Annotated in this window: 11 protein-coding genes; 10 read left to right on the forward strand and 1 reads right to left on the reverse strand. The window is 72.1% G+C overall.

Features of this window, described 5'->3' with window-relative positions; all coding sequences use genetic code 11:
• The first annotated feature begins 7 nt into the window (after positions 1-7).
• The 10 genes from atpD to M3T53_RS03930 all read left to right on the forward strand — a co-directional run bounded on the left by atpD (position 8) and on the right by M3T53_RS03930 (position 9,337).
• On the forward strand, positions 8-1,456 hold the full coding sequence (atpD, locus tag M3T53_RS03885; protein WP_272433143.1) for a F0F1 ATP synthase subunit beta: 1,449 nt from the start codon (positions 8-10) through the stop codon (positions 1,454-1,456).
• Complete coding sequence (locus tag M3T53_RS03890) at positions 1,456-1,722, forward strand: F0F1 ATP synthase subunit epsilon (protein WP_272433144.1); 267 nt, start codon at positions 1,456-1,458, stop codon at positions 1,720-1,722. The genes atpD and M3T53_RS03890 overlap by 1 nt, the downstream gene beginning before the upstream one ends.
• 72 nt (positions 1,723-1,794) lie before the next feature.
• Positions 1,795-2,202, forward strand: a complete 408-nt coding sequence (locus M3T53_RS03895; RefSeq protein ID WP_272433145.1) for a DUF2550 family protein — start codon at positions 1,795-1,797, stop codon at positions 2,200-2,202.
• A 30-nt stretch (positions 2,203-2,232) separates the two neighbouring features.
• Positions 2,233-2,931: an endonuclease NucS gene (nucS, locus tag M3T53_RS03900; protein ID WP_272433146.1), complete on the forward strand. Its 699-nt coding sequence runs from the start codon at positions 2,233-2,235 to the stop codon at positions 2,929-2,931.
• 1 nt (position 2,932) lies between these two features.
• Entirely contained in the window at positions 2,933-4,153 is a 1,221-nt protein-coding gene (locus tag M3T53_RS03905; protein ID WP_272433147.1) for a DNA glycosylase AlkZ-like family protein, read from the forward strand.
• 35 nt (positions 4,154-4,188) lie between these two features.
• Complete coding sequence (locus tag M3T53_RS03910; RefSeq protein WP_272433148.1) at positions 4,189-5,400, forward strand: N-acetylglucosamine-6-phosphate deacetylase; 1,212 nt, start codon at positions 4,189-4,191, stop codon at positions 5,398-5,400.
• Between the two features lie 53 nt (positions 5,401-5,453).
• Positions 5,454-5,696 (forward strand): hypothetical protein, encoded by a 243-nt coding sequence (locus M3T53_RS03915; RefSeq protein WP_272433149.1) that lies wholly within the window; start codon positions 5,454-5,456, stop codon positions 5,694-5,696.
• A gap of 138 nt (positions 5,697-5,834) precedes the next feature.
• Entirely contained in the window at positions 5,835-7,385 is a 1,551-nt protein-coding gene (locus M3T53_RS03920) for a hypothetical protein (protein ID WP_272433150.1), read from the forward strand.
• The gene (locus M3T53_RS03925) at positions 7,382-8,386 is read left to right on the forward strand and encodes a hypothetical protein (RefSeq protein WP_272433151.1); all 1,005 of its coding nucleotides are present in this window, start codon (positions 7,382-7,384) and stop codon (positions 8,384-8,386) included. Before M3T53_RS03920 ends, M3T53_RS03925 begins: the two co-directional genes overlap by 4 nt.
• Before the next feature lie 69 nt (positions 8,387-8,455).
• Positions 8,456-9,337 carry a tetratricopeptide repeat protein gene (locus M3T53_RS03930; RefSeq protein WP_272433152.1) on the forward strand — a complete coding sequence of 294 codons (882 nt, stop codon included), beginning with the start codon at positions 8,456-8,458 and terminating at the stop codon, positions 9,335-9,337.
• Between the two features lie 86 nt (positions 9,338-9,423).
• Here the strand turns inward: M3T53_RS03930 and glgB are convergent, their stop codons facing one another.
• Positions 9,424-11,610, reverse strand: coding sequence for a 1,4-alpha-glucan branching protein GlgB (glgB, locus tag M3T53_RS03935; RefSeq protein ID WP_272433153.1), 2,187 nt, complete (start codon positions 11,608-11,610; stop codon positions 9,424-9,426).
• Between the last annotated feature and the right edge of the window lie 56 nt (positions 11,611-11,666).

The raw sequence follows: 11,666 nt of genomic DNA on the forward strand, positions 1-11,666 counted from the left end.
GAACACCATGACCCAGGCACACACCGTCGCCGAAGGCCGCGTCGCGCGCGTCGTCGGACCCGTCGTCGACGTCGAGTTCCCGCCCGACCGCATCCCGCCGCTGTACAACGCGCTCCTCGTCACCGTCGATCTGGCCGGCCAGGGCGAGGGCGAGGGAGCCCTAACGATGACCCTGGAGGTCGCCCAGCACCTGGGCGACAACCTCGTGCGCACCATCGCCCTCAAGCCGACCGACGGCCTCGTGCGCGGAGCCCCCGTCACCGACACGGGCGCCCCCATCTCGGTGCCCGTCGGCGACATCACCAAGGGCCACGTCTTCAACGTCACCGGCGATCCCCTCAACCTCGCCGACGGCGAGACGCTGGAGATCACCGAGCGCTGGCCGATCCACCGCCAGCCCCCCGCCTTCGACCAGCTCGAGGGGCGCACCCAGATGTTCGAGACCGGCATCAAGGTCATCGACCTGCTGACGCCCTACGTCCAGGGCGGCAAGATCGGCCTCTTCGGCGGCGCGGGAGTCGGCAAGACCGTCCTCATCCAGGAGATGATCCAGCGCGTCGCCCAGGACCACGGCGGCGTCTCCGTCTTCGCCGGCGTCGGCGAGCGCACCCGTGAGGGCAACGACCTCATCCGCGAGATGGAGGAGGCCGGCGTCTTCGACAAGACCGCCCTCGTCTTCGGGCAGATGGACGAGCCGCCGGGCACGCGCCTGCGCATCGCCCTGACCGGCCTGACGATGGCCGAGTACTTCCGCGACGTCCAGCACCAGGACGTCCTCCTGTTCATCGACAACATCTTCCGCTTCACCCAGGCGGGCTCGGAGGTGTCGACGCTGCTGGGCCGCATGCCCTCGGCGGTCGGCTACCAGCCGAACCTGGCCGACGAGATGGGGCAGCTCCAGGAGCGCATCACCTCCGCCGGGGGGCACTCGATCACCTCGCTCCAGGCGATCTACGTGCCCGCCGACGACTACACGGACCCCGCGCCGGCGACGACCTTCGCCCACCTCGACGCGACGACCGAGCTGGCCCGAGAGATCGCCGCGAAGGGCATCTACCCGGCGGTGGACCCGCTGGCGTCGACCTCGCGGATCCTCGATCCGGCGATCGTCGGTCGCGAGCACTACGACACGGCGACGCACGTCAAGGCGATCCTCCAGAAGAACAAGGAGCTCCAGGACATCATCGCGATCCTCGGCGTCGACGAGCTCTCCGAGGACGACAAGGTCACGGTGGCCCGCGCGCGCCGTATCGAGCAGTTCCTCTCGCAGAACACGTACATGGCCGAGAAGTTCACCGGCGTGGCCGGGTCGACCGTCCCGCTGTCGGAGACCATCGAGGCCTTCAAGCGCATCGCCAACGGGCATTACGACGAGGTCCCCGAGCAGGCGTTCTACAACATCGGCGGGATCGAGGACCTCGAGCGGCGCTGGCACGAACTGAGCAAGGACGCCTGATGGCCGGCGGCAATCTCCAGGTCGAGGTGGTCTCCCACGAGGGGCGCCTGTGGCACGGGGCGGCCGCGTCCGTCCAGGTGCCCGCCGTCGACGGCCAGCTCGGCATCCTGCCGGGGCGCCAGCCGCTGCTGGCGATGCTCGGGTCGGGCAGCGTCGTCGTCCTGACCGACGGCGGTCGTCCCACCCGGGTCGACGTCGACGGGGGCATCGTGTCCGTCGACTCCGATTTCGTCACCGTCGTGGCCGATCACGCTACACTTCACTGACACGGGAGGCCCCCGTCCGCTCCCGGACGGGGGCGCCGCCACAGGAGCCGCGTCAGGAGGAGGGAGGACGGCATGTCGGGATGGATCTCGGTCCTGGTCTGGGCGCTCGTCGTCCTCGCCGCCGTGGGCGTCCTCCTGTGGGCGTACATCAACATCCGCGCGAATCGGCTGATCTCCCACGTCGGCTCCTTCCGCGCGTGGTCGAGGCCGGACACGCACTCGGGGTGGACCTCGGGCATCGGGATGTACGGCGTCGAGACGCTGAGCTGGTACCGGCTCGTGGGATTGACGAGCCGGGCCGTGTACACGCTGCCGCGCCGGGGCCTGGAGCTGTCGGCGCCCATCGACCACTCGCCCGACGGGCTCATCGTCGAGATCCGTTTGAAGTACGCCGACCGGCGCTACGAGATGGCGGTGACGCAGGAGAGCTACAACGGCCTCGTGTCGTGGATCGAGTCGGGTCCTCCCCACGTGCGCTGAACGGGGGAGCCGCACTGGTAGGCTCGCGCCGTGCGAGTCCTCATAGCCACGTGCACGGTCGATTACTCCGGCCGCCTGTCCGCCCACCTCGACCCCGCGAAGAGGGTCATCATGGTCAAGGCCGACGGCTCCGTCCTCATCCACTCCGACGGGGGGTCGTACAAGCCGCTCAACTGGATGAACGCGCCGTGCTCGATCGCCGTCGACGAGCCGGGGGAGTCCGAGGAGTTCGACGGCGTCACCCAGGTGTGGACCGTTCAGGCCGCCAAGAGCGACGACCGCCTCGTCATCCGCCTGCACGACGTCGTCGCCGACGTCGTCGAGGACCTCGGCATCGATCCCGGCCTCGTCAAGGACGGTGTCGAGACGCATCTCCAGCAGCTCCTCGCCGAGCAGGTCCCGCAGATCCTCGGGGACGGCTGGTCCCTCGAGCGCCGCGAGTACCCGACCCCGATCGGCCCCGTCGACCTCATGGTCCGCACCCCCCGGGGGGCGCCCGTCGTCATCGAGGTCAAGAGGCGCGGCGGCATCGACGGCGTCGAGCAGTTGACCCGCTACCTGTCGCTGCTCGGGCGTGACCCGCTCCTCGAGGGGATCAGCGGGGTCTTCGCCGCCCAGGAGATCTCCAAGCAGGCCCGGACACTCGCCGAGGACCGGGGGATCCGGTGCCTCGTCCTCGACTACGACGCGATGCGCGGATTCGACGACCCCGAGTCGAGGCTCTTCTGACATGGGCGCGCAATCGCCCCTGCCCCGCGAGGCCTCCCTCGTGCGGATCATCAGCCAGGGCCTGATCCGCCCGACCCGGGCGCCCGGCCCCGTCGAGGCCGTCTCCTCGCTCCTGGCCGTTCAAGGCCAGCAGGTCGGCGCGATCCCGCACGCGATCCTCTCCCGCTGCGACGGGGCCGGCTCCGACGTCGCCGCCGCCTTCAACCAGTCGGCTCTCATCCGGTCGTGGCCGATGCGCGGCACGGTCCACGTGACGACCCGCGCCGACCACCACTGGCTGCGCGAGGCCCTCGTCCACCGCTACGGGGCGTGGATCGACTCGACCCGGCGCGCGGGGACGAGCGATGAGGCGCTCGACCGGGCCGCTCGCCTCGCCCTCGACCTCATCGCCTCCGAGGGGCCCGTCACCCGCGCGAGGCTCATCGGCGCGTGGGGCGAGGCCGGACTCGCCTCGTCCTCGCCCGAATGGATCCCCAGCGGCGGCGGGCCGCGGCCCGAGGGGATCAACCGGCGTCACCTGATCGTCCGGCTCCATCTGTCCGGCGTTCTCGCGCAGGGGCCCGTCGGCGCCAACGAGCACCTGATCGTCGATGCCTCCGCCCTGCCGGCGTCCTCGACCGGGGCGGGAGGGGCCGAGGGCGTCCGTCACGGGCAGCCGGGGCACCGCCAGGCGCTCGCCGAGATCGCCCGGCGCTACGCCCTGGGGCACGGCCCGGTCAGCGCCCACGACCTCGCCCGGTGGACGGGGCTGGCCGTCGGCGCGGCCCACGGGGCTCTCGAGGACGCCGTGGAATCCGGGGCCGTCGGGGGAGCGCCCGCTCTCGCGCGCCTGGGCGTCGACCCCCGCGGGCGGGGGCGCCTCGTCGACCGGGCGCAGGCGGTCCGCCGGCCCGACCCGCAGGCCCTGTACGCCCGAGCCGACTGGGCGGACCTCCTCGCCGATCATCGGAGGGCCGCGTCGGCGACGTTCTTCCTCGCCTCCTTCGACGAGCTCCACGTCGGCTACCGCGACCGGTCCTGCCTGACGGACGAGGCGGGGGAGCTCCTCATCTGCCCGGCGCGCAACGGGATGTTCCGCCCGCTGCTCGTCGACTCCGGGCGGCTCGTCGGCGTGCGCCCCGTGGCCGAGGGCCTCATCATGGCCGCCCCGGCCCCCTCGGCGCGCCTGCAGCGCGACGTGGCGTCGGCGATCGCCCGGATGGAGGCGCGTCTGCGGAGGTGAGGCCGGCGCGATCGGGGCGGTGGCACAATGGGGGCATGTCCACTCATCAGACCCTCCTGCGCGGCCGGCTCGTCCTCGTCGACCGGATCATCGACGACGGCGTCCTCGTCCTCGAGGGCGACACGATCACCCGGGTCCTCGATGCCCGGGAGCCCGGGGCCGGCGCCGAGCGCCTCCTCGACGAGGCCGCCCCGTCCTCGTCGACCTTCCTGCCGGGCCTCGTCGACGTCCACTGCCACGGCGGGGGAGGCAGCTCCTTCCCGAACTCGACCAGCCGCGAGCAGGCCCAGGTCGCCATCGACGAGCACCGCCGCCACGGGACGACGACGCTCGTCTCCTCCCTCGTCACCGCTCATGCGGATGTCCTGCGCGAACGGGCGGCCCTCCTGGCCGAACTGGCTGAGGACGGCGAACTCGCCGGCATCCATTTCGAGGGGCCGTTCGTCTCCCACGCCCGTTGCGGGGCCCAGGACCCGCAGTACATCATCGACCCGGATCCGGCCCTGACTCGCGAGCTCCTCGACATCTGCAAGGGCCACGCCCTGTCGATGACCCTCGCCCCGGAGAAGGACGGGGCCTACGGTCCGGGCTCGGTCGCCGAGGTCCTCATCCGCGGGCGCGCCCTGCCCTCGTGGGGCCACACGGATTCGGGGTCGGCCCCGGCGCGCGCGGCCCTGGAGTACTCGCGCGAGGAGATCGCCGCCACCCCGGGGGCCCGCTGCGCCCACGCGACGATCACCCACCTGTTCAACGGCATGCGCCCCCTGCACCACCGCGACACCGGCCCCATCGCCGAGTTCCTGTCCGACGCGACGCGCGGCGGGGCGATCGCCGAGATGATCTGCGACGGCGTCCACCTCGACCCGACCCTCGTGCGCGACGTGTACGAGATGCTCGGGCGCGACGCCTGCGTCCTCGTGACCGACGCGATGGAGGCCGCGGGCATGCCCAACGGCACCTACGAGCTCGGCTCTCAGAGGGTCGACGTCGCCGACGGCTTCGCCTACATCGCCGGGACGACGACTCTCGCCGGCGGGACCGCCCACCTCCTCGACTGCGTGCGCGTCGCCACCGCTGAGGGGGGGATCCCCCTCGTCGACGCCGTCTACATGGCGAGCGCCCAGGGCGCGAAGATCCTCGCCGACGAGACGATCGGCCGTCTCGAGGCGGGCGTCCGCGCCGACGTCGTCGAGGTCGACTCCGATCTGCGCCCGCTGAGGGTGTGGCGCCGGGGCGTCCTCGTCTGATGGCCAGACGGCATTCGAAAAGGCCCTGGGGAGGCCCTCATCGGGAACTGAGCATGGGCGCGCTCGCGTCGATCCCCCACTCGGAGCGGGGGCCGGACGGGTCGTCGTACCAGGTGCGTCATCTGCGCTCCTCGTCGAAGGAGTACACGTGCCCGGCGTGCCTGCGGCCGGTGCCCGTGGGGAGCGTCCATGTCGTCGCCTGGCCGGAGGAGGCCGCCTACGGCCTGCCCCAGGGGGTCGAGGCGCGTCGGCACTGGCATTCGGAGTGCTGGAGGCGGCGGCTGAGCCCCGGGTGATCGGCGGCGCGACGGCGTCCGCGCGAGCACGCCGTCCCATGCGATGCATCACGGGCTCGGACGAGGATGTGCCCGCCGACCGGCGATGCCCGTAAAATCGAAGGGTCTCGATCGTTCCCGGATGAGGAGTGGGCGCCCGTGAAGCTCATCAAGCAGTATTCCGCCGCAGCGCTGACCGCACTGGTCGCCCTGGTGTCCGCGGTCGTCGGGGTCCTCTCCCTGACGGTTCTCGCGCCCCCTCAGGAGCAGGGCTCCCGGGCGCTCGTCCCGACGACGCTCGTCATGACCCGCGACGGGGTCCTCCCCCTGCTCTCGGATGCGGTCCGGGTCAGCGCCGAGTCGGCCAGCGGCGCCGACGTCCACCTGATCCTCGGCACGTCGAGCGATGTCGTCGGCTGGATCGGCGACGACTCGTACACGGAGGTCATCGGGATCGACGCGGATCGCGACAGCCTGAAGCTCCAGGAGCACTCCTCGCGTCCGGGCGCAGATCGCGCCCAGTCGGGGGAGGCTCAGTCGGGGGAGGCTCAGTCGGGGGAGGCCCAGTCCGGCGAGGCCCAGTCCGGGGCCCCGCAGTCGGCGGCCCAGTCCGGGCAGGCGGCTCAGTCGGGGGCTGACCCGCAGTCGGGTGGAGAGCCCCAGTCCGGGTCCGGGGAAGCAGACCGATCCGGTCCTCGTCCGCGGGCCGCGGCGCTGGCCGAGGAGCTCGAGGCGTCCGACATGTGGCTCGATCGGGCCTCGGGAGCGGGCTCGGCGCAGCTCGACCTGCGGAGCATCCCGGCGGGGCGCTCGATCATCGCGATGTCCTCCGCCGGCGACGGCGACCTCACGCTCCGGCTCACGTGGGCGGTCGAGCGACCGAACACCCTGGGGATCGTCGCCTTCCTCCTGGCCGGGGTCTTCGCCCTGGCCACGGTCCTCCTGGCGGTCGGTCGGCGCCGCACCCTCGCCGATCGCGCCGATCGGGCGGACCGCCTGGCCCGGCGGGCGGGGGCCGACATCACCGACACCCAGTCGATCAACACCGCGCAGGTCGCGGCGATGGCCGAGGCCGAGCGGGCCAACCGGGCCGGGGACGGTCCCGCCGCAGGAGCCGGGGCCGCCGGCGACGAGGCGCTCGCCAACGGTGAGCCGACCGTCGGGGAGCCGATCGACGAGCAGCGCGAGGAGACTCCCGTCGCCGACCTCCCCGCGATCGACGCCCCGGCGGCCCAGCACGTCGACGAGCCGACCGGGCCCGTAGGGGAGCCGGCCGGCGAGGCCGCCGCGGGCGGCGGGGACGAGCACCCCGACAGGGGCCGGACCGGCGAACCGCCGACGGTCCGCGGCCGTCACGGCTCCACCGACGGCCCGATCGACGAGGACCCGCCGGAGACGGTCCCCACCGACACCGGCATCATCGACCTGTCCGCGGTCCGACCCGGCGCCGCCCTGCCCACCCGGCGCGCCCTGCGCGAGGCCCGGGAGAAAGGCGAGGAGAAGATCGTTATCGACGGCCACGAATTCGACACCGGCTTGATCCCCGTGGTCCCCTCCCCGTCGAAGGATTCCCGCGACGAGACCCCGACCCCGCAGGAGACGCCCGACGCCGCCGGGACCGCCGACGAGGACGCCGAGTCCACGGCCCGCGGCGGATGGACCTCGGTCCTGTCCTCCTGGTTCTCCCGGGGCAAGGGGGCAGACCGATGAGGCCCGTCGCCCCCCTCGCCGCCGCCCTCGCCGCGACCACCGCCCTGGCGCTCACCGCCTGCGCCGCCGACCCCATCGTCGTCGACGAGGCCGCGCCCCAGTCCGCAGCCGGGCCCAACCTCGACGAGGAGCGCATCGACGCGGTCCTCACCGAGATCCAGGAGGCCCTGGCCGACGCCGACGAGGCGAAGGACGCGGAACTGCTCGGCGACCGGGTCTCCGACGCGGCGGCCCGGACCCGAGCGGCCCAGTACGCGTACGCGACCGCCACCGGCGACTCCGTTCCCGCCCTCAACCTGACCCCCCAGGCCGTGGCCATCACGAACTCGGGGACCTGGCCGCGCGCCGTCTTCAACATCACCGAGTCGAGCTCGTCGAACCTGCCCGTCGTCGAGGTCGTCGTCCAGGACGACGCCCGATCGACCTACCAGCTCAGCTCCTGGGCCCGACTCCTCGGCGGGACCCAGATCACCCTGCCCACGGCCGACCAGGGCGCGAGCGTCGTCGAGGCGGACTCTACCGGATACGTCATGACCCCCGACGCGGCCGTCACCGCCTACGTCGACCTCCTCAACTCCGGGAGCGGGCAATCCGAGGACTTCGCGAGCGACGAATTCACGAAGACCTACTTCGACACCACGGAGAAGCTCTCATCGAGCCTGGCCGCCGCCGGATCGGTGACCGCCGCCGCCGAACGGACCGAGGACCCCCTCATCGGGATCCGCATGCAGGACGGCTCCGCCCTGCTCGCCGCCAACCTCACCTACACGCTGACCTACGCGCGCACCGTCGCCGGCTCGACCATGCGCCTGGCGGGGCAGACCGCGGCGATGAACCCGGGCGACGAGGACACGGTGGCCGGCACCGCGGCCGCGACCTACCTCGTCACCGTCCTCCTGCAGATCCCCAGCGCCCAGACCGGCGGGGCCATGCAGGTCGTCGGCGCCGAGCGCGTCCTCGAATCCGTGACGATGGACGACTCGTCCACCCCCGACCACTAGCGGGAACTGGCTCCCGAGCGTCGACCGCGACATCGTCCGGCGTCAAACGAAGGAAAGGCACCCCCACTGATGAACGACTCACCGACGATCCATCCGGCCGATAGCCACGGCGCGATCGACCTGTCCGCCGGCCCCCAGGCGCCCGCGGCCGCCTCCCCCGAGGCCCCCGAGGCGACGGGACTCGACCTGCCGCTCATCACGACCGCCGGCGTCGAGACCTTCGAATCGGTCATGCAGACCTCCCAGGTCGTTCCCGTCGTCGTCGCCCTGTGGTCGTCCCGGTCGCTCGAATCCAAGCCCGTCGTCTCCCTCATGGAGGAGGCCGCCCGCGCCGGCGCCGGCGCCTTCCAGCTCGTCGAGATCGACGTCGACCAGGCGCCCCAGATCGCCCAGGCCTTCGGCCTCCAAGGGGTGCCCGCCGTCGTCGCCCTGCTCTCGGGGCGCCCCGTGCCCCTCTTCCAGGGGCCGGCGACCAAGGAGCAGATCCAGGCGCTCATCGCCCAGCTCCTCGAGGGCGCCGCCCAGATGGGCGTCGTCGGGCGCATCGCCGTCACCGAGCAGCAGGTCGCCGCGCCCACGCCCGCCGAGCACGAGGGCCCCCTCGCCCTGGAGGAGGCGGGGGACCTCGACGCGGCCAGGGCCGCCTGGGAGCGCCTCATCGACCTCAATCCCCGCGACGAGGACGCCAAATCGCATCTGGCCAGGGTGCGCATCGCCCTGCGGTCGGCGGAGGCCGACGACTCCGATCCGGCGGCGCGCGCCGACGCCCTCTTCGCCGAGGGGCGTCAGGAGGAGGCCTTCGACGCCCTCCTGGGGATCATGGAGCGGACCGCCGACGAGCAGGAGAGGGACGCGGCCCGCATCCGCCTCCTCGACCTCTTCCGGGTCGCCGGGCCCTCCCCGCAGGTCGCCCGGGCGCGCATGCGCCTGGCCAGCCTCCTCATGGTCTGACCCCCGGCGGCGGAGCCGCATGCCGGAGCAAACGGGGCCCGCAGCCGATCGGCTGCGGGCCCCGCGCGTCGTGGAGGTGCGGGCCGTCAGCGCACCGGCCGCAGCCAGAGCGCCCCCAAGGGCGGGACCCTGAGCTCGACGGACGCCGGCCGGCCGTTCCACGGGATCTCCTCGGCGAGGATCGGCCCGATGTTGACGACCCCGGAACCGGCGAACTCCTCGGCGTCGGTGTTGAGGACCTCCTCCCAGACGCCGGCGAAGGGCAGGCCGACGCGCAGACCCTCATGGGGTGTGCCCGCGAAGTTCGAGACGCACACGAGGAGGCGCTGCTCCCCGTCGTGCGACGCCCCCTTGCGGATGTAGGAGATGAGGTTGTGATCGCCGTCGGAGGCGTCGATCCACTCGAAGCCCGTGTAGTCGTCGTCCCACAGGGCCGGCTCGTGGACGTAGATGTCGTTGAGGGCGGCGACGAGACGCTGGACCCCGGCATGACGCGGATCGTCCGTGAGCCACCAATCCAGGGAGTAGGAGTCGTTCCACTCCTGGCCCTGGGCGAACTCCTGGCCCATGAAGAGGAGCTGCTTGCCCGGATGGGACCACTGGTAGGCGTAGAGGGAGCGGACCCCCGCCAGCCGCTGCCAGTCGTCGCCCGGCATCTTCGAGACGATCGAGCCCTTGCCGTGGACGACCTCGTCGTGGGAGAGCGGCAGGAGGTAGTTCTCCGAGAACGCGTAGACGAGGGAGAAGGTCAGCTCCCCGTGGTGCCAGCGCCGGTTGACCGGATCCTCCTGCAGGTAGCGCAGGGTGTCGTTCATCCACCCCATGTTCCACTTGAGGCCGAATCCGAGGCCGCCGCCGCTGGTCGGCGCGGTCACGCCGGGCCACGCGGTCGACTCCTCGGCGATCATGACGATGCCCGGGTGGAGGCGGTAGGCCGTCGCGTTGGCCTCCTGGATGAACTCGATGGCTTCGAGGTTCTCGCGCCCGCCGTACTGGTTGGGCCGCCACTGGCCATCCTTACGCGAGTAGTCGAGGTAGAGCATCGAGGCGACGGCGTCGACGCGCAGGCCGTCGATGTGGAACTCCTCCAGCCAGTACAGGGCGTTGGCGACGAGGAAGTTGCGGACCTCCCGGCGCCCGAAGTTGAAGACGTAGGTGCCCCAGTCCGGGTGCTCGCCGCGCAGCGGGTCGGGATCCTCGTACAGGGGGGTGCCGTCGAAGCGGGCGAGGGCCCAATCGTCCTTGGGGAAGTGGGCGGGCACCCAGTCGAGGATCACGCCGATGCCGGCGCGGTGGAGGGCGTCGACGAGGTAGCGGAAGTCGTCGGGCGTGCCAAAACGCGAGGTCGGCGCGTAGTACGACGTCACCTGGTAGCCCCACGACGGCCCGAAGGGGTGCTCGGCCAGGGGCATGAACTCCACATGGGTGAACCCCATGTCCTTGAGGTAGGGGACGAGCTCGTCGGCCAGCCCCCGATAGCCCAGCCCCTGCTTCCACGACCCGGCGTGGAGCTCGTAGACGGACATGGGGCCGACGTGGGGGTTGCGCGCGCGCCGGGCGGCCATCCACTCGTCGTCCGTCCACTCGTGGAAGAGGTCGGTGACGACCGACGCCGTCGCCGGGGGGATCTCCGTGGCCCGCGCCAGGGGGTCGGCCTTCTGGAACCAGGTGCCGCCGGGGCCCTGGATCTCGAACTTGTAGCGGGCCCCGACGCCGACCCCGGGGATGAACAGCTCCCACAGGCCCGACGACCCGAGGGAGCGCATCGCCGATCCGGTCCCGTCCCAGTAGTTGAAGTCGCCGACGACGCGCACGGCCCGCGCGTTGGGGGCCCAGACGGCGAAGGCGACGCCCTCGACCTCGCCCATCTCGCCCTCGTAGTGCTTGACGTGGGCGCCGAGGACCTTCCAGAGCTGCTCGTGGCGGCCCTCGGTGATGAGGTAGATGTCCATCTCGCCGAGCGTGGGCAGGAAGCGGTAGGGGTCGTCGAGCGTGGTGATCTGGTCGCCGTAGGTGACGCGGACGCGGTAGTCGGGGATCTCGTCGAGGGGCAGGACGGCGGTCCACACGCCGCCGCGCTCGTGGACCGCCGGATGGGCCCCGGTCGCGGTGACGATCTCGACGGCGTCGGCGAGGTGGTGGACGGTCCGCACCGTCACCCCGGACTCGCCGAGGTGGGCTCCGAGGACCGAGTGGGGCGAGTAGTGGGCGCCCGCCCCGATGGCGTCGAGGACGTCGGGGGGGACGGGGATGGGGGAGAGGTCGGATTCCATGCCCTCAGTGTCGCACGAATCCCCGTGGCGGTGTGACGTGACTCATGGTCGATCGG

It is taken from the genome of Actinomyces sp. B33 (assembly GCF_028437565.1).
GTDB lineage: Bacteria > Actinomycetota > Actinomycetes > Actinomycetales > Actinomycetaceae > Pauljensenia.

What these genes read in the sequence shown, in the direction of transcription:
- atpD (WP_272433143.1), top strand. Translation starts at nt 8, where the DNA reads ATGACCCAGGCACACACCGTCGCCGAAGGCCGCGTCGCGCGCGTCGTC.
- M3T53_RS03890 (WP_272433144.1), top strand. Translation starts at nt 1,456, where the DNA reads ATGGCCGGCGGCAATCTCCAGGTCGAGGTGGTCTCCCACGAGGGGCGC.
- M3T53_RS03895 (WP_272433145.1), top strand. Translation starts at nt 1,795, where the DNA reads ATGTCGGGATGGATCTCGGTCCTGGTCTGGGCGCTCGTCGTCCTCGCC.
- M3T53_RS03905 (WP_272433147.1), top strand. Translation starts at nt 2,933, where the DNA reads ATGGGCGCGCAATCGCCCCTGCCCCGCGAGGCCTCCCTCGTGCGGATC.
- M3T53_RS03910 (WP_272433148.1), top strand. Translation starts at nt 4,189, where the DNA reads ATGTCCACTCATCAGACCCTCCTGCGCGGCCGGCTCGTCCTCGTCGAC.
- M3T53_RS03915 (WP_272433149.1), top strand. Translation starts at nt 5,454, where the DNA reads ATGGGCGCGCTCGCGTCGATCCCCCACTCGGAGCGGGGGCCGGACGGG.
- M3T53_RS03925 (WP_272433151.1), top strand. Translation starts at nt 7,382, where the DNA reads ATGAGGCCCGTCGCCCCCCTCGCCGCCGCCCTCGCCGCGACCACCGCC.
- M3T53_RS03930 (WP_272433152.1), top strand. Translation starts at nt 8,456, where the DNA reads ATGAACGACTCACCGACGATCCATCCGGCCGATAGCCACGGCGCGATC.
- glgB (WP_272433153.1), bottom strand. Translation starts at nt 11,610, where the DNA reads ATGGAATCCGACCTCTCCCCCATCCCCGTCCCCCCCGACGTCCTCGAC.